14 protein-coding genes and 7 tRNA genes are annotated in these 21,070 nt (G+C 32.6%); 5 read left to right on the forward strand and 16 right to left on the reverse strand.

All coding sequences use genetic code 11. From position 1 onward, the window contains the following. Nucleotides 1-92: 92 nt before the first annotated feature. Entirely contained in the window at nt 93-1,718 is a 1,626-nt protein-coding gene (locus AC1QSP_RS12780; RefSeq protein ID WP_484079018.1) for a BamA/TamA family outer membrane protein, read from the reverse strand. Between the two features lie 102 nt (nt 1,719-1,820). Here AC1QSP_RS12780 and AC1QSP_RS12785 point away from each other — a divergent pair, with 102 nt between their 5' ends. Both AC1QSP_RS12785 and AC1QSP_RS12790 read left to right on the forward strand, forming a co-directional pair. Next, nucleotides 1,821-2,111 carry a DUF3817 domain-containing protein gene (locus AC1QSP_RS12785; protein WP_322970865.1) on the forward strand — a complete coding sequence of 97 codons (291 nt, stop codon included), beginning with the start codon at nt 1,821-1,823 and terminating at the stop codon, nt 2,109-2,111. A 74-nt stretch (nt 2,112-2,185) separates the two neighbouring features. Next, nucleotides 2,186-2,653, forward strand: coding sequence for a hypothetical protein (locus tag AC1QSP_RS12790; RefSeq protein WP_484079019.1), 468 nt, complete (start codon nt 2,186-2,188; stop codon nt 2,651-2,653). Between the two features lie 44 nt (nt 2,654-2,697). Here the strand turns inward: AC1QSP_RS12790 and AC1QSP_RS12795 are convergent. The 11 genes from AC1QSP_RS12795 to tamL form a co-directional block, all read right to left on the reverse strand. After that, a tRNA-Gly gene (locus AC1QSP_RS12795) sits at nt 2,698-2,770 on the reverse strand. A 164-nt stretch (nt 2,771-2,934) separates the two neighbouring features. Continuing rightward, a tRNA-Leu gene (locus AC1QSP_RS12800) sits at nt 2,935-3,018 on the reverse strand. A 26-nt stretch (nt 3,019-3,044) separates the two neighbouring features. Continuing rightward, a tRNA-Gly gene (locus AC1QSP_RS12805) sits at nt 3,045-3,117 on the reverse strand. Nucleotides 3,118-3,232: 115 nt separating this feature from the next. Then, nucleotides 3,233-3,835, reverse strand: a complete 603-nt coding sequence (locus AC1QSP_RS12810) for a hypothetical protein (protein WP_484079020.1) — start codon at nt 3,833-3,835, stop codon at nt 3,233-3,235. Between the two features lie 92 nt (nt 3,836-3,927). Further along, nucleotides 3,928-4,011, reverse strand: a tRNA-Leu gene (locus AC1QSP_RS12815). 21 nt (nt 4,012-4,032) lie between these two features. Next, nucleotides 4,033-4,105: transfer RNA gene (locus AC1QSP_RS12820), tRNA-Gly, on the reverse strand. A gap of 27 nt (nt 4,106-4,132) precedes the next feature. Next, nucleotides 4,133-4,216: transfer RNA gene (locus AC1QSP_RS12825), tRNA-Leu, on the reverse strand. A 32-nt stretch (nt 4,217-4,248) separates the two neighbouring features. Then, nucleotides 4,249-4,321 (reverse strand) — tRNA-Gly (locus AC1QSP_RS12830). A gap of 88 nt (nt 4,322-4,409) precedes the next feature. Beyond that, nucleotides 4,410-5,258, reverse strand: a complete 849-nt coding sequence (gene accD / locus AC1QSP_RS12835) for an acetyl-CoA carboxylase, carboxyltransferase subunit beta (protein WP_484079021.1) — start codon at nt 5,256-5,258, stop codon at nt 4,410-4,412. 51 nt (nt 5,259-5,309) lie between these two features. Beyond that, nucleotides 5,310-6,377 (reverse strand): class II fructose-bisphosphate aldolase, encoded by a 1,068-nt coding sequence (fbaA, locus tag AC1QSP_RS12840; RefSeq protein ID WP_484079022.1) that lies wholly within the window; start codon nt 6,375-6,377, stop codon nt 5,310-5,312. A gap of 36 nt (nt 6,378-6,413) precedes the next feature. Then, nucleotides 6,414-9,092, reverse strand: a complete 2,679-nt coding sequence (gene tamL, locus AC1QSP_RS12845; protein WP_484079023.1) for a translocation and assembly module lipoprotein TamL — start codon at nt 9,090-9,092, stop codon at nt 6,414-6,416. Nucleotides 9,093-9,097: 5 nt separating this feature from the next. On the opposite strand from tamL, the gene AC1QSP_RS12850 reads away from it, so the two are divergent. Then, nucleotides 9,098-9,841 carry a TrmH family RNA methyltransferase gene (locus AC1QSP_RS12850; protein WP_484079024.1) on the forward strand — a complete coding sequence of 248 codons (744 nt, stop codon included), beginning with the start codon at nt 9,098-9,100 and terminating at the stop codon, nt 9,839-9,841. Nucleotides 9,842-9,934: 93 nt separating this feature from the next. After that, the gene (locus AC1QSP_RS12855; protein ID WP_484079025.1) at nt 9,935-11,137 is read left to right on the forward strand and encodes a serine hydrolase domain-containing protein; all 1,203 of its coding nucleotides are present in this window, start codon (nt 9,935-9,937) and stop codon (nt 11,135-11,137) included. 42 nt (nt 11,138-11,179) lie between these two features. On the opposite strand, the gene AC1QSP_RS12860 is transcribed toward AC1QSP_RS12855, so the two are convergent. From AC1QSP_RS12860 to AC1QSP_RS12870, 3 genes are all read right to left on the reverse strand, one after another. Then, complete coding sequence (locus AC1QSP_RS12860) at nt 11,180-15,586, reverse strand: T9SS type B sorting domain-containing protein (RefSeq protein WP_484079026.1); 4,407 nt, start codon at nt 15,584-15,586, stop codon at nt 11,180-11,182. A 92-nt stretch (nt 15,587-15,678) separates the two neighbouring features. Next, nucleotides 15,679-16,791: an ABC transporter permease gene (locus AC1QSP_RS12865; protein ID WP_484079027.1), complete on the reverse strand. Its 1,113-nt coding sequence runs from the start codon at nt 16,789-16,791 to the stop codon at nt 15,679-15,681. Between the two features lies 1 nt (nt 16,792). Beyond that, nucleotides 16,793-18,877 carry a carboxy terminal-processing peptidase gene (locus tag AC1QSP_RS12870; RefSeq protein ID WP_484079028.1) on the reverse strand — a complete coding sequence of 695 codons (2,085 nt, stop codon included), beginning with the start codon at nt 18,875-18,877 and terminating at the stop codon, nt 16,793-16,795. Nucleotides 18,878-19,036: 159 nt separating this feature from the next. Between AC1QSP_RS12870 and surE the strand changes: the two genes are divergently transcribed. Then, nucleotides 19,037-19,801 carry a 5'/3'-nucleotidase SurE gene (gene surE / locus AC1QSP_RS12875; RefSeq protein WP_484079029.1) on the forward strand — a complete coding sequence of 255 codons (765 nt, stop codon included), beginning with the start codon at nt 19,037-19,039 and terminating at the stop codon, nt 19,799-19,801. A 65-nt stretch (nt 19,802-19,866) separates the two neighbouring features. Here the strand turns inward: surE and AC1QSP_RS12880 are convergent, their stop codons facing one another. Beyond that, nucleotides 19,867-21,069 carry a tetratricopeptide repeat protein gene (locus tag AC1QSP_RS12880; RefSeq protein ID WP_484079030.1) on the reverse strand — a complete coding sequence of 401 codons (1,203 nt, stop codon included), beginning with the start codon at nt 21,067-21,069 and terminating at the stop codon, nt 19,867-19,869. Nucleotide 21,070: the final 1 nt, after the last annotated feature.

The following is a 21,070-nucleotide window of genomic DNA, read 5'->3' on the forward strand; positions in this document are numbered from 1 at the left end:
GAAAATGTGAATACAAAAAACTGTTTTCGTTCAAAAAATTTTGAAAATTATCAATTGTGATTAAAAATTCAGTCTTGATTGAATAATTCAAATTAAAATTGACTTAAAATTCCAAAATGTATTTTAGAATTTTTAAAGTCGAATGGTGTCTGTTCTGTTTTACCAACGGCATAGCTTAAATTAAATATCCCAATTTTGGTTAAAAAAGATAATCCTGCTCCAAAACTTAAAAAATTGGTGTTAAGATTTATTCTTTTATTTTCAATAAAGGCATAATCTAAAAATGAACTGATGTAAAAACCTTCATTGGCAAGAAAACGATATTCTAGACTCCCAATTCCGTACATATTAGCCAAAATACTTTCTTCATTAAAACCTCTTAAACTTCCAAAGCCACCAATACGATACAATTCGTTTTCAGAATATGATTTTTCTTCGTCCAGTAAGGCGCTAAACATAATCATAGGTTTTAAGTAATGTTTTTTTCCGAATTCGATGATTCGATAAGTAGATAAACCAATTTCAAACTGTTTGGATGTTTCGTTGGTGTAATCCTCGGTTAATGAGAAGTTAGTTTCTTTACGTTTAATGGATGATGCCTGTATACGGAATAATGATTTGCCTTCCATCAAAGCAATGGGATGTCGTAAGAAATATTCGTAACTTAATCCTATTCCAGTTTTGTTATAATCATCATATGAAGCAGCATATACCTCATCATCCAATAAATAATTGGACGAAGTGTAACTCAAATTTGCTCCTATGCTTGATTGGGGATTGATTTGATAAAATAATCGTTCATTCAAATCCAAATTCACAAAGACAGAATCTTGTTTAAAAACTTTAAATTGCGTTTCAGAACCAATAGGACTTTTAAATAAGTAAGGTAATTTGACGCGAATATCTAAGGTTGTATTTTTATTTGCAGTAGCCACCCAATTTAATCGGATTTGCTCCAAACCATTAAATACATTGTTTAATTCTAAAAGTACATTTCCATTTAATTTAAAGTTACCATTATCATCATTCCCGAATCCTAAAATTCCATCAAATGTGTTGGATTTTATTTTCTTTGGATAGATATATACAACAGTTGAATCGGGTCTGAAAAGAGTTTGAGGACTTTGTAGCTCTTCAATAAAGTTGGTATTTTGCATGACTCGACTGGATTGAGCCAATATGTCATTCGTGTATAATTTACTATTTTTTAGCCCTAATCCGTGTTTTATATACCCTTTTGATAATTTAGGATATCCTACAGCAATCACATGATCAATTTTTCGTAATTCTCCGTGTTCAATACGAAGTTCTATTTTTTGATTGTTATCTTGTAATCCTTGCGGTATAATACGTACGTTCGAAAAAGCATATCCCTGTTTATCATTTTGATCTATCGTATATGAGATAATCGAGTCAAGATTATTGGTTGGATGATAATTTGAATCTCCGAATAATTGTTCATTTTTTACCCAAATTGTTTTATAATTTTTTCCTTTATTGAGGTATACCTTATGATTGCGAATAGAATCAATTTGTAATGTATAATATCCATTATTGGTTAATGAATCCAACGCTTTTTGCTGATTCGAAGAAGTAAAATCAAATTCATAATTATTTTTTGTTTCATTCCAACGGTAGAATTCATTTGATTGCTGTGCATATAATGTTTGCAAACATCCAAGACAAATGATGTAAAAAAGAGCAATCCAATGTTTCATAAATGTTAAGGTTGAGAAAAATAATTGATTTATAAAGATATATGATGATAAATCATTTTTAAAGTTAAAAAATGAAATTATTTTTGAGCAAATTTAAGGTTAATGTTGAAATTTTTTAAAGTTACGGGATACTTAGAAGCTTTGTCTGCTATTGCATTATTTTTCTTTGCGATGCCAATGAAATATATTTTTGATGATCCATCATGGGTTACTCTTACAGGTCGAATCCATGGCGGACTATTCGTATTGTATATGGTTTTAGTGTATATCTTAAAAGAAAAGTACAATTGGTCTTGGAAAATCTTTATGATTTTCTTTGTAGCTTCTATTATTCCGGGTGGAACAATTTGGGCAGATAAGCGCCTTATCGAGGGTAAGAAATACAATAGTTAATATAGATAAAGGTTGGAAGTTTATGATTTTCAACCTTTTTTTGTATCTTTAATTCTACCAAAAACTACTATAAAATGCCCAAAAGAATAAAAATATCATTGCATCCGCTGTTTATCCTTCTTTCTAGCATGTATCTTTTAATCTTTATTACGTATGGCATAAAGAATTTAAAAGGTTTATTGGCTCATGGCTATACACAGCACGAAATTGTAGGGATTATCATTTCTATTTTAGCCATTGCTTTATTTGCTTTTTTAGCCTTGATTCGATATCGAAGAATTGATGTATATCCTGATCGCTATGTATTTCGAAGTATTGTAGCTTCTCGAATCATTTATAAACATGATATTAACGAAATAAAAAAACATCCACTTAATCTGTTTAATTTTAAATGGGGAAGTAATGGAATTATGGGAATCATTAGTCTGAATAGTTCAGGTGAAATGTATAATGTCTCGGATGTATCCAATACAATTCGAATTGCCTTAAAGAATAATGAAGTCATTCATGTGAGTTGTGATAAACCGGAAGAAATTGTATAAAATAAAAAAGCTGAAGTTATAAACTTCAGCTTTTTTTATTGGAGAGCGGGAAACGGGACTCGAACCCGCAACATTCAGCTTGGAAGGCTGACGCTCTACCAATTGAGCTATTCCCGCATTGCTGATGCAAATATAATATCAAGTGAATTGATTTTGCAAGCATTTTTTTGATTTTTTTTAATCGTATATTGTAAAATATTGAAATTCAGAAAAATATTTTTTTTGAATCAACTGATGTAAGCCATAAAAAAAAGCTCAAGAATTAAATTCTTGAGCTTTAGTACCTCAGGCGGGACTTGAACCCGCACGCTCTAATGAGCACAGGATTTTAAGTCCTGCGTGTCTACCAATTCCACCACCAAGGCATCCAACTTTCGTAAAGAAAAGCTAGAGCGGGAAACGGGACTCGAACCCGCAACATTCAGCTTGGAAGGCTGACGCTCTACCAATTGAGCTATTCCCGCATTGCTGATGCAAATATAATATCAAAAGATGCGGTTTTCCAAGTGTTTTCTGAAGTTTTTTTACGATTTACTTGTAAGTGATTGATACGGTAGGAAATAATTTTTAATTCATTTTTTATTTGTTCGATAATGATTCTTGTGGGTAAGCAATTTTGCCCATGACCATTATTTTTCGCTGGAAGGATTGGCGTTGGATGATCATCGTATCGGGTAATTTTTTTTCAAAATATTCAGTAAAATAATATTCTTGTTTTAGATTAGAATGTACACTTAAATGAATCATCTGATCTTTTTCGATTTCCAACTCCATTTCAATCCATTCATTATTCTTAATAGAATCATAAACCATATTACCGTTTATAATTAAGCGATATGTTTCATCCGATTGCTCAGATTTTTCCAATTTTAATCGAAATTTCTTTTTAACTACTTCTATATTTTGTTCTGGACGTAATTCAGGATGGTCAACTATTTGTGCATTTAACGGCATAGAAAAGAACCCTATGGATGAGAATAGGAGGAGATTATAAATAGGATGGGAAGAAAACTTTAATTGTTCAGTAGAAAAAATCCCACAATATGGTTTATTATGCTCTAATTCATCCAATAATTGCATTGGAGGTATATTGGAAAAATCGTGGATATGATGCATACAACTCTGGCAAAAATTATTGCGATCTAATTTTTCATGGCATGGTTTAGGAATAAAATTTTTCATCTAATATGTTTTATGAATAAGATGAATTTTACATAAGAAAGGTTGGATTGGAAATAAAAAAAGCCCAAGAAAATAAATTCTTGAGCTTTTAGTACCTCAGGCGGGACTTGAACCCGCACGTCCTAATGGACACAGGATTTTAAGTCCTGCGTGTCTACCAATTCCACCACCAAGGCCTCCAACTTTAGTAAAGTTAGAGCGGGAAACGGGACTCGAACCCGCAACATTCAGCTTGGAAGGCTGACGCTCTACCAATTGAGCTATTCCCGCAGTGTAGAAAGATATAAATTAAAAAAGTACCTCAGGCGGGACTTGAACCCGCACGCTCTAATGAGCACAGGATTTTAAGTCCTGCGTGTCTACCAATTCCACCACCAAGGCAAAATTAATTTATATTTTCAGTTATTTCAAAGAGCGAGAAACGGGGCTCGAACCCGCGACCTCAACCTTGGCAAGGTTGCGCTCTACCAGCTGAGCTATTCTCGCGATTGGAGTGCAAATATATAAAATCAATTTTTAACAATCCAAATGAAACGTTTAAAATTTTTAAATAAATATTTGCACTCTGTTATAATTAGTTGATAGGCATTAACATATCAACTACTTCTTTTAATTTTCCTTTCATCTTTTTACGATGAACAATCATATCAACGAATCCTTTTTCTAATAGGAATTCAGAAGTTTGGAATCCTTCCGGTAAATCGCGACCAATTGTTTCTTTAATTACACGAGGACCAGCGAATCCGATTAAAGCTCCTGGTTCTGCCATAATCACGTCACCAATCGATCCAAAAGATGCGGTAATTCCTCCAAATGATGGATTGGTTAAAATTGTAATGTATGGTATTTGATGTTCTGATAATTGAACCAATTTTGCTTCAACTTTTGCCAATTGCATTAACGAAATAGCAGCTTCCATCATACGTGCACCACCTGATTGAGTGATAATTACATAAGGAACTTTATTTTTAATACAATAATCAATTGCACGAGCAATTTTTTCACCCATTACAGATCCTAAAGAACCTCCAATGAATTTGAAATCCATACAAGAAATTACAATTTCTCGTCCTTCTACTTTACCAGCTCCAGTACGGATAGAGTCTGTTAAACCTGTTTTTTTCTTGATTGATTTTAAACGATCAACATATGGTTGTGTATCTGTCCAATTTAATGGATCTTTACTTTGCACATTTGCATCAAGTTCTGTGTACTTACCATCATCAAATAAGATTTCGAAATATTCTTCCGAACCAATTTGTACGTGATGATCATCTTCCGGACTAACGTAACAGTTTGCTTTTAATTCTTCTGTTTCGATAATTTTCCCAGAAGGAGTTTTATACCATAATCCTTTTTGTACATCTTTTTTAGACTCAGTAGGAGTAGTGATATTTTTCTTACGTCTTATAAACCAAGGCATACTTTCTTTATTTTTATGTGGGTCAGAATAATCCATTGCTGCACCAACGAATTACCCTAAAGTGTTTACATTATTTAAATCGTGGAAGGCTTTGATCATTCGTTCTTTGAATGAAACTTCACCTGCACGTAACCACACGCGTGGGTCATAATATTTTTTGTTTGGAGATTCAGGACCTTCTGGATTTCCGATTTGTCCTTGTAAGTAAGCAGCATTCGCATCAAAATATTTACGCACACCTTCCATGAAAGCATATTGTAAATCTGTATCGATGTTCATTTTGATGACACCGTAGCTAATCGCTTCTCTAATTTCTTCTAATGTAGAACCTGATCCTCCGTGGAATACGAAATTAACATCTTTTTCTACACCGAATTTTTCTTGAATATATTTTTGAGAGTTGTCTAAAATTTTTGGCGTTAAAACAACGTTTCCTGGTTTATAAACACCATGTACGTTTCCAAACGCTGCGGCAATCCAGAAGTTATCAGATACTGATTTTAAGTTTTCATACACGTAAGCAACTTCTTCAGGTTGTGTGTATAATAATGAATTATCCACATTTGAGTTGTCGACACCATCTTCTTCACCTCCTGTGATTCCTAGCTCCATTTCTAAAGTCATTCCGATTTTAGACATACGTTCTAAGTATCGTTTACATGTTTCCACGTTTTCTTCCAATGGTTCTTCTGAAAGATCTAACATGTGAGATGAGTAAAGTGTTTTACCTGTTTTATTGTAGAAATCTTCATTGGCATCCATTATTCCATCAATCCATGGTAATAATTTTTTTGCACAGTGATCAGTATGTAAAATAACAGTTGCTCCATAAGCTTCTGCTAATTCGTGTATATGTTTTGCTCCAGCAATTGCACCTTTGATAGCAGCAGTTTGTCCTTCTGCTTTAAGTCCTTTACCAGCATTGTAGATGGCACCACCATTCGAAAATTGTATAATTACAGGCGAGTTCACTTCTACAGCAGCTTCCATCGCAGCGTTGATTGATGAAGAACCTGTTACGTTACAAGCAGGTAATGCATATTGGTTTGCTTTAGCATCTTTAATAATTTCTTGAACTAAAGCTCCGGTTGCTACTCCGGCAGGAAATTTTCTACTCATTGTGTTTTAGTTTTATTAAACAAAGATAGTTTTTTTTTAGAATGGATAATTAATTCCGAAATGTAATCTCGGTTTTAAGATATTAAAGTTATCCAATTGCCAACGATCACCTTCGTCATAAGAAGGGTCATATAGCTTATATCCAAGGTCGAAACGTACGATAGCGAAATTACTGATATGTATTCGTAATCCGACACCTGTACCAACCCCAAATTGTTTATAGAATTTATTGAATTTGAATTGATATTGTTCACGATCTTTTGAAACTGACCAAATGTTTCCTGCATCTAAGAATGTGGCAACTTCGAACATATCCGTCATACGGTAACGGTATTCCGCATTGAACAATAATTTTAAACTTTCGAAGGCTAAACTTTCGCGATTCACTCCTTCAATATGGATACGATCAGCAGGTCCTAAGGTTAAAGGCCACCAGCCTCGCACATCATTAGCTCCACCAGCCGAATAACTACGGACAAAAGGCGTAATTTCCGTATTTCCGTATGGTTTAATAATTCCAAAAAATCCTCGAGTAGCAAATTGTGCTTGTGGAGAAATGGTCCATTTTTTACGAACTTCAAAATCAAATTTGACAAATTGAGAATATGGTATTCCGAAAACTAAACCAGTATCTTGATTTAATTCATTTTGTCCTCGATTAAATCCAAAAGCCTTATCTAAGGCACGTAATAAATTACCTGCTAACTCGATTCGTGCTGATCCAAACCATGGATTAGGAACAGGTCTAAACCCATTTTCTTGATTATAGGTAAATTGATAAATGAAAGAGTTAATTAATACATTTTGAGAAATACTCGCTTTACGATACAGCATATCCTCAAAATCCACATAATTTTTGGCATCTTGCCCTGTTAACGACTGGCGATATCCTTGGTCATTTTGAATGATATCGGTGATTTCATCATCAGTGATTAATCCTCCTTCATATTCATTACGTAACGTATTATCGTAATTGAAATAGTTTTCAACAATTAAATCTTTACGTTCGTTATCGGCCTTGAAAATAGTATAGTAACGGTCTTTTTTAGAGTTATCAACGAATTCTGTATTAAATAATGAAATTTTGTGTTGAAACTCCCCACTGGTCATGTCCATATCTAATCCAAACCCATATGAAACGCGATCCAAGCCCACATTTTTCTGTGTACTTGTATTTAAACGAATCGCTGATTCTGAAACGAAACGACGCGGAATCCAATCTTCCATGAATTTTGGTGCTAACAGATAAGGAAACTTCAAACGAGCTTCTAATGCCAATTCATAGGCATTTAAAAAACGATCACTATCTGTAAAATCTTTATCTACGGATCCTAAATTCCCTTTTAAAGTGGTTTCTAGATTTTCTCCTCCACCAAAAAGATTTCGGGTTGTTAAAGTTACCCCGGGTGAAATTGCAAAATTCATGTATTGAGAAGCATAACTCTCAAAGAATACATTTAAATCATACTTTTTCTTCGGCGTAAAATAGACGTTAACATCTAATAAAGAATCACGTTTAATAATATCAAATTTATGAAGATTGATATTTTCGCGTTTAAAGATGTTACGCTTCGTTTGAATTTCTTGGCGTTGTCTAAACAATTGGTTAGGACGTAATACAAAGGCATCTGTATAATAGCGAGGCTTATATTTCGGTTCACCCTTATAATAAACGTTATAACCGTTGTGTTCTATTTTTTGAATCGAATCAAAATTAATGTCGTTCGTATTACGAGCATCCGTATAGATGTTGATATTCCCCCAATTGTATTTTAGGAATTGTTTTGTGCTATCTTTTACAATTGTATCTTGAATAAATTTATCAATAAATAAAGTAACATCCAGGCGTTTATTGCTTTTTAAGGTATCGGCTTCAAAGTATAAATCTTCACCAGAATCGTTAAAATCATAGTATCCACGATTTTTCAATAAATCCACAATTCGATCCCTTTCTGCCTCAAATTTACTAAAATCGTATTGATCACCTGCGACAACTTTAGACTCTTTCATGTAATTTGTCTTGATGGTCTTACGTTTACCAAACAAATTAATTCCATCAAATTGATCACGATCGACGGTTAGTAAATCTTCGATATCTTTATCATAAATTTTATTAGAGACGGTTTCAATGTATGATGGTTCTCCTAATTTAATTTGATAAATTGTTTTCGCTTTTTTTGCTTTGTCATTCTTATCATATTGGACTGATACTTTAGAATCAAAATATCCTTTATCATGGAATAAGCGATTTAAGTTTTCAGCGGAGAATTCGGATAAATCTTCATCTAATAATACAGGAGCTTCTCCTGAGCGATAAAAGAATCGTTCTTTAATAAGACTTTTTCCTACAAATTCTTCTAATCCATTTTTCACCAAAAGACTATCTAATAATTTTTGATTACGTTTGGACTGATCCTCGCGGTAATATTCTTCGAATGTTTGATCAAATTTAGCAGGTGCCCAATTATAGACCCATTGCCAAAGGGGGAAAAAACCTAAAAATTTTCCTGCTGGTTTTTGTTTGACATAACTTGACAAATCTTCTCCAACGATTTTTTGTTTCTTTTTAATGTCGGGATCGTCTTGATCGTATTCAAACTTATTTTTTACAAACAAATATTCACCATCTGGAACTTTCTCGGTCATACTACATCCCGATAAAATAACAGTTAAACTATAGATAAGTGCTATATTTGCAGTGATTTTTTTACGCATAAAATATGTTATCAAATAACGTTATTAAGATAATAACTTCTTTAGGTTCTAAAAAATATAGACAAAAATATAATTTGTTTGTTGTAGAAGGTGTTAAAAATATAGGAGAAGTTATAAAAAGTTCCATTAAGGTAAAGGAATTATTTATTACTGAGGACTTTTGGCCAGAGACGACTTCGATTAAAAAAACATTTATTGATGAAAAGGATTTGAAAAAAATTAGTTTTTTAACAACTCCTAATGTCGGATTAGCCCTTTGTGAGCTTCCTGATAACCCAAGTTTAGAAAAAATTGAGGGATTAGCTTTGGCGTTAGATGATATTCGTGATCCAGGAAACTTAGGAACGATTGTTCGTTTAGCAGATTGGTTTGGAATTGAACATATCTTATGTACAAAGGAATCGGTTGATTTATACAATCCTAAAGTCATTATGTCGACAATGGGTTCTTTTTCTCGTGTAAATGTCCATTATATTGATTTAGTGGATTATTTATCAGCATATCAAGGCAATATTTTCGGAACCTTTATGGAAGGGGAGTCGATTTATGAAAACCAATTGCCCCAAGAAGGTATTCTTGTGATGGGCAATGAAGCCAATGGAATTTCGAAAGCGATTGAAAATTTAACGACACACAAAATCAGTATTCCATTTTTTGGAGTGAAAGAAAATACTGAAAGTCTTAATGTTGCAGTGGCAACCAGTGTGATTTTAGGTGAATTCAAGTCGCAATTAACTCGAATGAAATAAAAAATTATAATTCCAAATATCCTTTGAACAAAAAATTAATTTCTAAATTTAGCGGGCGAAGAAATAATAGCAATTAATTTTTAGAAAAGAGAGATGAGAATTATAGGTGTTCTTGCTACTTCTTTTTTGTTAACTTTTGCAAGTTGCGGAAAAGAAGCAGACAAACAAACAACTAAAGCTGTAGATCCTAATGCGCCTCCAAGGTTTGATTCAATCGATTGGTCAAGTGAAACTAAACATCCAGTTTTAACTGCTCAAGAAATTGAAAAATATCGAGGTGTCGTATCAAAATTTTATAAGGATTTTTGGCAAGGTGCAAATGTAAGTGGTGGGTTATTGGTTGCAAAAAATGGAAAGATTATCTTCGAACAATATTCTGGTTTAGCAGATGTAGAGAAGAAAACTCCAATTACTTCTGAAACGCCTATTCATATAGCTTCTATATCAAAAGTTTTTACTGGTTTAGCCATTTTAAAATTAGTAGAGAGCAATAAAATCCAATTGGATCAAAAGGTAAATACTATATTGCCTACATTTCCTTATCCTGAAACAACGATCAGACATTTATTAAATCACCGCAGTGGTTTACCGAATTATGCGAATGTATTGTGGGAAATGAAATTGGAAGATCGAAATAATCCGGTTACTAATGAGCAAGTATTGGATGTTTTTGCAACACATAAAGTAGGATTAGTACGTAATGTGAATACAGGCTTTTTTTACTCGAACACCAATTATTTGATGTTGGCATTGATTATTGAAAAAATCCAAAAGATGCCTTACCCTCAGGCAATGAAATATATGATTTTTGATCCTGTGGGGTTAGAAAATACATTTGTTTTTGAATACGATAAGCATAAAGATAAGGTTTCTTCTTCCTACGGTTATGCAGGAACGAAATGGGCTTGGGATCATTTAGATAAAACGTATGGTGATAAAAATATTTATTCAACTCCGAGAGATATTTTAAAATTGGATCAAGCCATGTATTCCGATAAATTTATTTCAAAAGCCTTAAAAGATGAAGCATATAAAGGTTATAGCTATGAGTCGAAAGGTTATAAAAACTATGGGTTAGGAATGCGTTTATTGGAATATGAAAATGGGGAAAAACTATTGTATCATAACGGATGGTGGCATGGAAATAACACAGTTTTTGTTCATGATGTTAAAAATAATTTTACCGTTGTTGCCTTAGGAAATCGTCAAAACAAAGCGATTTATAGTGCATTTCGATTAGCGGGTATTCATGATACATATCCCATCAAAGTTCCTTCAAAGGATTCGATTCGATAATTTAAATACAAAAAGCGATTAGTTCAACTAATCGCTTTTTTTTTATTCATTTTTGTTGAGCACATTAATATAACCTGTGTATTTCCGTCCGTCCGGTAAATCAATGGTGTACCAATAGCTGCTAGATGGAAGTGGTTTGCCATCCTTTTTACCATCCCATATCAATTGGGTATTACTTTCTTGTTGAAATAGGCGTTTGCCAAAACGATCAAAAATTTCGAGTTTTGCCATTTGCCCAGTAAATACATGTAAATCTCGAATTATCCATAGATCATTCATCCCGTCTCCATTCGGAGAAATGGTGTTATGAATGATTGGAATAATGCCTTCATAAGGTCCTACAATACAATTTTCGTCTGTGTATTTAATATAAAATTGATGTAATCCATTGGTTAAATCTGTAAAAGTGGAACTCGATTGCCAATCAATAGCATTCATTGAATATAAAATCGAACGATTACCAGAAGCAATCACTGTGGCAGAATTTTGTTGAAATATAATTTCTTCGATTATTGGGAGATCAAAATGTGAAATTTCAAATTCTTCTGTAAATGTACATCCATTCGTTGCAGTCAAAACCAAACGGTAGTTCCCAACTTCGTTAAGTGTAATTTTATTTTCATTAGAAATTAGCATGTTATTCATGTCATACCATTCAAATTGCTGAATTTCCCAAGGGGTTGTATCAGGAAAAATTGTTATAGCATCATGAGGACATATTTTATAATCTTCAATATGAACCATTGGAGTGGACTTTAAATTGATGCTAATTATTCCTAAATTCTTACAGTGGACATCTACTTGTTCTATCGTAAAGTAAATGGTCGATCCCATAGAAAATGTATATTCTAACTGATGTGGGGTTGTTATTGGATTGGACTGAGTGTTTAAATCCTCTAAACTTTGATAATATGTAAAATATGCATTGGGGTGATGAGTTTCAAAAATTGTCAAATCAATGGTTTCAATACCGTCATTATTCTCATCACATAATTCGGGATATTGATATTGAAAAGTTTCAAACGTCAAATAATTTATCTCTACTGGAACATGGTCGATACAGCCACCTTCTATAGTAGCTCCTAAAATTAAAGTTTGATGAATTGAAGGATCCAATAAAAATTGTTGTTCTTCCTCTGGTGTTAATGCTCTTCCGCTGTTATAATCGGTTAAGTTTAAATAAAATTTATAATCGGCTACACGGTTGGCATTTTCATCAATTAATAAATCATTGTTCGTATCATCATCCCTTGTCGCTTGATGAATCCATTCTCTTAAATCAAAATGATATCTGCCATCAAAATTAGTGTCACAAATATCAATTTTTAAATCGTTCTTAAGTTTAATTAATCCAATGATTTCCAATTGTATTTGTGCTACACTGAAGCAGCCGTATAGATTCTCATAACGAACATAAATTATGACACGTGGTCGATCCAATTCGACACCATATTGATTGACGTTTTGAATAAAATTGTCATTTCCCGCCATTGCATCATCTCGGGATTCATAATATTTTATAGAGGTAATAAAATCTTCGATAGGTGGATTACTATCCAAATAGGACTGCGAAACAGAACGCTCTAGATCAAAATATACGTATGGCGAATTGGCTTCATTGCATAATAATAAATTGGCTTGTGGTTTTAATTTGATGGTATGATCGGGTTGAATATTATAAAGGATATTTAATTCTAATTTTTGACTACAACCTCCTTCCAAATTATTTTGAATAAGTTTAATGTATATTGTGATATCATCATCGATAATGAAATTAGAAGGGCTATTGATTCGGTTAGAATAAGTATTTGTCGTGGCATTGTAGTTTCGATAAAATTCAAAGGTATAATCAGATGGATTATCGACAAATTCACGCATATAGTCGTTTAAATTCACCATTTCTTGATTGTCGTTGTTGTGATCACAATTCAATTCGACCTGATGTATAGATTTGACAATACTTTCTAATGCAACTAATCTAAAGTCTAAAGGTGATATTTGTTCACAAGTGTTTTCAGTTTGCGTATATTTTATTTTAACCCAAATTCGTTGCGACGTAGAAGTGACATTCAGTTGAGTAATTTCATTTGTTGCAAGAGCATCGCTATAAAATGTTACAATCGGACGAGGTTGAAGATTGAGATAACGTTCATTGATTATATGAGAAATATACTCACTTAGAATAATATTTTTTTCAGAGATTGTATAATCTACACATATATTGATTTTGTCTACTATTGGTGTCGATGGTACTAGAGTATACAGCAAAGGTTTTACAATAAATTGTTGTGGTGCGGGATCCTGAGATCCTGTATAAGGTAATTCTAATCGGACCAAATACGTAGCATTCGCATTAATAACGATATCGGGATCAATACCATTATGTGAAAGGTTATTCGCTGTGTTGTAGGACGTATGAAACGTGATTCTAAGTTGTGAAAGGTCAAAATTTGTAACATGAAATATGGAGAACAGATCAGTTAATAAATTACGTTCATAATTTTCGCTACCACATAAATAGATATCAGCGCTCTCTTCATCATAAATTAAAGGATTATCGATCGGATTATCAGTATCTGCATCATCAATGTTTAAAATAATCCTCTTGAATTTAACACGGGCATTAACGGTTACGATATTTCCACAAAATCCTTTGCAATCTTTACTTTCATTTTCGATTCGGAAATACATAATGTATCGATAGTCTGATGTGGCATTTCCTTCTTGTATATATTGAATTGAATTTCGATTATTAAGTGCATCATCAAGGTTTAGAAAGGCTTTTACAGTAGTGTTTTCATCATTCGATAAAGTAATTCCAAGATTTTGTAATTGCTCATTCCATGCAAAAGGTTCACGATAAATAGGATTATTATTGGTAATGACATCAAATATTTCTTCATACGATTCAAAAGAAATTTCAGGAGTAATGACCTGTGGACTGTTGATGAATCGTACATGAATTTCAGATGAGAGTAAATCTCGGCATCCGGGTAAATTATATTGAACTTTTAATGTCGTATTTTGATTTAGATTGGCACGAGTTACTGGAGTCGATTGGTTATTTATGTAGTATCGAATGTTCGAAACATTTGGGATATTCTCAAAAAGTTGACAATTCAGATTATTTAAAATATAGTCTTCTTGACGATCATTGTACGTGTCACAAATTTCTACATGAGATGGAAATGTAACGGTACTTTTTAATTCTAAAGTAGCGATATCGTAACAATTAAAATTAGAAGCGTTTTCAATCCGAACAAAATACGTTTGATTGCTTTGTAAATTTTGATTTGGACTTAAGAAATTTGGAGTATTATTTATGGCATCATTACGATTGGTATAAAATTTATATCGAAATAAATTGTGATTGGTTTGAGAATTTAAATTAGAATAAAAACGAGCTTGTGTCAAGGATTCGTTTGTATTACAAATAACTTCGGAATGATTTTTTACTAAGGGATAATTCGGTTCAAATCGAATCTGATGTTGATCTTTGATCGTAAACCTGTATCCATTCATTTCATAGGTAGCAGTAGCTGTATATGTTGCAGGAGACATATTACAAATATTTAATGAATTGGATGAGGTTTGCGTGGAGTTAACCGAATTTGTCCAAGTGATACGTTGTGGAGTTATGGATGGTCCCGAAGGTGTAAATACATAGGACTCATTCGAGGCGTTCCATATTCCAGTATTACGGTTTGGTGCTGCATATCCACTCCCGGTCTGATTGACGATTCCTATTAAACTACTTCGAAAGCGAACACCTTGTTCAGGAGTAGGTTTATTTTGAATATGCACTTCGATTTTACTATTTAATTCATGCAATACAATTTGAAATGTAGCGGTTTGATTGTTTCCTGTAAAGCGCGCATTATAAAAATTGAAAATTAATTTTCGGCATGGATATTCTCCAATAACTTCAGTATAGATTTCGGAATCATTGTTTAAACTAAAATTAAAATCCTGAAAAACACCAAATATAGAACTAGAAGGAAGAAATGGATTTGGAATGGATTGATTGTCTAATAAAGGGTTGCTATAATCACCCACACTAAAATTAGAATTGAAAGATATAAATCCATTGGAGCTGAGAATTACACTTTCTTTTACTTCACCAAAAAAGGTAAAAAGAAAAGGTTCATTACCAATAGAATTGAAATCAATCCGATGAATGTATTGATCGTCCGCATTAGCTTGTAATGGTGTACCATCATTAAAATTTCCAATTGGACGATATGAAATCTGTTCAATTTGATAGGTGTTCGAATTGGCAATGGTGGGAAAATTGGAGGTAAGACGTATGCAAGAATTATCGAATGAAAAATTGCATCCAACAACAGTTTCATTCACTTGATCCAGATGATCTCGAATATATTCACACGTTTGTGCTTGAAGTAAAGGTGTAGAAAATAGTAGAAAAAATAGGTAAAATAATTTTTTCATACAATTTAGGTTTAGTTAGTTCTTTCAAAGTTAATCAATTCATAATGAATAACAAAAAAGCGATTCAGTTTTCTGAATCGCTTTTGATATGTTTAATTTTTAATGTCCATTAAATCGCGGAGTGTATTTCCAAAAATATTAAAACCGAGCACTAAAATCATAATGGCTAAACCAGGCAAAATCGCCAGATGTTGTTTACCTAATATAATATGGCTATAGTGTTCTTTAATAATATTTCCCCAAGATGGCGTAGGGGGTTGGGCTCCAATACCTAAAAAGCTAAGTCCACTTTCTACCAAAATAGCAGAGGCAAAATTAGCTGCTGAAATTACAATAACTGGCGCAATAATATTGGGCATAATTTGTTTAAAAATAATATTGAAATCGCTAAAACCTAAAGCTCTTGCTGCTTCCACAAATTCTTTTTCGCGATAAGATAAAAATTGACCACGTACAACACGTGCAACTTCTACCCACATGGTTAATCCCACAGCGATAAAAATTTGCCAAAATCCTTTACCAATCGCTAGTGTAATTGCGATAACAAGTAATAATGTTGGAATAGACCAGATAACATTTATTAACCACATGATCATGTTATCTATGTTCCCTTTATAATAACCTGCAATTGCCCCTAGAGTTACTCCAACCAAAAGAGAAATAAATACAGCTATAAATCCAATAAGAAAAGAAATACGTGTTCCAATCACTAAACGAGAGAAGAAATCACGTCCATAACTATCCGTACCTAAAAGATAGGTTTTTTCGAAAATATATTTCTTTTCTATGTCTTGAACGGAGATATTATACTTGGTCCATTCCTCTACATCTAAAGTGAGCGGTTCACCATTCAATCCATTCCCTAAATAAGGTGTATAAATGATTTGGTTATTTTTGACTTTGTAATCTGAGATACTAATTTGCTCCGTATCGATTTCTTTTCCAAAGAAATAATCTTCAATACTTCGATTGGGGGTATAATTTGGTAATGGAACTTCAATTGTCAATTGACGATGGCCAATTGGAGCATATGCAATGGCTAAATCTTGACGATTAGCATTCTTAGTCGAATCAGTTGCGAATAAGTAAGCAAATAGTGTAATAAAACCTGCAATAACAATGACACTAAAAGAAATGAGCCCAATCGGGCTCTTTCTTAATTTTTTAAATATGATTTGAGTAAATGAACCTGTTTGCTGCTCCATTTTATTTTCTTAAATCTTTTAAAACATTGATTGATTCTTCTAAATAAATGTCTTTTTGAAGTCCTTTGATCCAGTTTTCTCTTCTAGCTTTAAATACAGTATCAATTTTAGATGTTGCTAAATCTTTAGCATTCATCGCAATTTTTAAGTTGTTTTTGTAATTATCTAAAGCTTCGTATTTTTTGATTTTAGCTTCACGATCTTTACGGTAAGCTTTGTAATCGTTTAAGTTTAATGGAACTTTTTTCGTGTCTTCCATGGATTTCACAAACTTCATACTCTCATCAATCAATTTTAGATGTTGATTGTTTTTTAAACGCTCAGCACTTTTTGCTTTGATGGCATTCATATCAAATGGGTTTGTCCATTTATTGAACGTTAATGCCCCAATTTGATCCCATGCTAAAGCTTCTGCACGAGCACCTTCATTGATATCACTATAAGTGAATTGATCAACCATTGTAATATCAGAATTTACTCCTTTTAATTGTGTTGAACCACCATTAATACGGTAAAATTTCTGAATAGTTAATTTAATTGCTCCATATTCATCACTGCGTGAACGTTGGTCTAAAGGTAACATTGTTTGTACAGTTCCTTTACCAAAAGTCTGTGGAGAACCCACAATAACTGCTCTACCATAATCTTGCATAGCTGCAGCTAAAATTTCTGATGCTGAAGCCGATAATTCATTCACCATAATAACTAAAGGTCCATCATATACAATTCGATCATCTTTATCTTCATGGATTTTCATCATTCCATCGCTACGTTTTACTTGAACAATAGGGCCATTTTTGATGAATAAACCTGAAATTTGAACGACTTCTTCTAAAGAACCACCTCCGTTGTTACGTACATCGAAAACAAGTCCTTTGATGTTTTCTTTCTTAAGAATTTCGATTTCTTTTTCAATATCAATTGAAGGGTCACGACCTTCTTTTTCTCCCATTGAAGTATAGAACTCTGGTAAATAAATCACCCCATATTTATCACCTTTATCATCCGTTACAATTGATGAACGAGCGAAAACCTCATCGTGTTCAATAATATCACGAATAATAGAAATATCTTGAGTTGATCCATCTTTTTTCTTAACTGTAAGAATTACTTCTGATCCTTTTTTACCACGAATCAAACGAATTGCTTCGTCAAGTAACATTCCAACAATATTTACAGCTTCTCCTTTTTTACCTTGAGCAACTTTGATGATTTGATCTCCAACTTCTAATTTTCCGCCTTTCCAAGCTGGTCCACCAACCACTAATTCAGCAATTGTAGCATACCCTTTTTTATCTTGTAATTTGGCTCCGATTCCTTCCAATTGTCCAGACATAGATACATCAAAATCTTCTTTGTCGGTTGGTGAAAAATAAGTTGTATGTGGATCGTATAATTCCGTATGAGCATTAACGTAGATGGAGAAATATGTACTTCTCTTACGTTTCTTCAAACGACGGAAATAATCAGCAATTAATTCTTTGACATCTTCACGCGCAATTTTTTCAATTTCTGCAAAAGGAGTGTCTTTAGTTATTTTTACTTCTTTATCATCTGATGCAACTTCAATCGAATCATTTGACTTTTTACCGTCTAAATCATCCTGCATTGAAGTGATTTCTAACATCACATTGTACTTTAAGTATTTTCTCCAAAGTTCTTTTAATTCCGCTTTATTTTTAGCGTATGATTGAACTTTAGGATCTAAAATTAATTCTTCTTTTTGATTAAAATCAAACGGTTTTTCTAAAACTTCTAAAGCATATTTTTCCGCTTCGTTAATACGAATCATCATGGTATCAACAGTTGTGCGATAAAATGTTAGATTCTCAGTTTTAAAATAGTCATCTAAATTGTGCTTGTCTTTTGCAAAAGCGTCATAGTCTGTTTGTAAAAGAAAACGTTTAGATGGGTCTAAGTTCTCGATATATTTATTAAATACATTTTCTGAAAATTTATCATCGATTGTTGCTGGTTTGTAATGAAGATATGAAAGAGTATTTCGAGTATTTTTAATTACTAATTTCTCTTTCTCATCGTCATTATCCAACATCGGTTTACAAAAGCAAAAGGCTAGTAAACTCATTGATAAAAACGATAATAAGACATACGTTTTTTTAATTAGCATAATATGTTATTCTTGGATAAAATTGATTTTTATAATGTTCTTTCAAATATAAACCAAAATACTTATTTATTTTTAAGATTTTTGCATGGTCTAAAGAATTCTAAAATAAGAATAATTATGGAAAGACCATTAATTTTGGTAACAAATGATGACGGAATTACTGCTCCAGGAATACGTCATTTAATTAATATAGCGAAAGAATTAGGAGAAGTATACGTCGTAGCCCCAGATAGCCCTCAAAGTGGAATGGGACACGCCGTAACGCTGAATAAATCGATTTTTTGTAATGAAATTGAATCGAAAAGTGGAGTGAAAGAATTTTCATGTTCAGGAACTCCTGTAGATTGTGTAAAATTAGCTGTAGCACATATTTTACCTCGTAAGCCAGATTTATGCATCTCTGGAATTAATCATGGTTCAAATTCATCGATCAATGTGATTTATTCCGGAACAATGTCTGCAGCTGTAGAGGCAGGAATAGAAGGAATTCCTGCAGTAGGATTTTCATTGGATTCGTTTGATTATAATGCTGATTTTTCAGCAGCGACAACTCAAATCAAAACGATTTTAGATGAAGTGCTTTCGAAAAATATGCCTAAAGGGGTTGTGCTTAATGTCAATATTCCAGATGTGCCGGCAGAGCAAATCAAAGGAATTAAAGTGTGTCGACAAGCAGATGCCAAATGGGAAGAGAAATTTGATAAACGAGAGGATCCTCGTGGTAGACAATATTATTGGATGTGTGGTGAATTTGTAAATCACGACAAAGGGGACGATACGGATGTATATGCTATAGAGAATGGATTTATTTCGGTAGTTCCAGTTCGTTTCGATTTAACTGCTCATCATTTTTTAAGTGAGTTAAAAAATTGGAATTTTTAAACATATTTGAAATAAAAAAGAGCATTCAGTATGAATGCTCTTTTTTTATATGAATGGATTCTGAATTATTTTCCAGAAACCGTTTTTCTTTCTAGTGTACGATAATAATCTTCTTTCGCACTATCTTCGATTGTTCTATATGCAACTGCTAAATTTTTAATCACACTGATATCGTTAGGCTCCATTTGATGAATCTTCTCTAAAATAGGGATGATTTCTGTAAATAAAGCTTTACGTTTAGCAATGTTTTCAGCATAAATTGCTTTTTCTTGCTTAGAGCTTCCTAAGTTATTGTTGATTTTTTCAACATATTCTTTGTCTTTTACTAAGTATGAAGCAACTAAGTTCTTGTAAGATTCTGTGTGTTTAGGATTTAATTCAATTGATTTCTTGAATAATTCTTTAACACGAGCTTCTTGAGATGCATCCTCCATTAATAACACTCCTAAATTGTAGTAATTTAAGTGATCAGTTGGATTGATTTTAATGTTTTCTTCAATCTTTGCCTTTAATTTATCGCTATTTCCAGTTGCTTGATAAATACTAGTCGCTAATGTGTTGATGTCAACATCTTTCGGATATTTTGCCAACGCTTCATCTAAAAATGGATCAACTTTCTTTAAATTAAATAAAGTGTTTAAACCTAAAACATATAAGTCACGGTTATAATTCTTTGTTTGATTTGCTGAAATTCCTGTAAAGTTTTTACTCGCTAAATCTTTGATAATTTCTAAAGATTTTTCAAATTTATTACCATTGTAGTAAGAAATAGCTGCTTGATATTTGTAGATGTCTTCTTTTGTTCCTAAAGCTTCCACTAAGTTGTAAACATTTAAGAATTTTTGACCTGCAACATCATAATTTTTAGCATCTAATGCTGTACTCGCTTCATTTAATTCCTTATTTGCTAATTCAGATACCTGAGATTGTAATAAGAAACCATATTTCGGCATTAATGCAACTTCTTTAGCTTTCGCATAATTTCCATTAGCAGTCGCTGCATTTAATTCTTCTTGAGTATAGTAAAATTCGTCTTTTTTCGTGTCTTTGTTACGAACTTGCCAAACTTTACCATTCTCGTATTTTGTTAATTTTGCTAAACTTTCGCTTGCTTTTGTTACATCTCCTTTTGCTAAACTTTCTTTAACTAAGTTGTTGTATTTTGTAGCTAATTCTGTAGGATTTGTATTTAACTCTTCAACATTTGTTTGTGCAAACGCTGTTGATAATGATAATACTAATCCTAAACTAAATAAGAATTTTTTCATA

The sequence above is a fragment of the Faecalibacter sp. genome, from assembly GCF_057177045.1.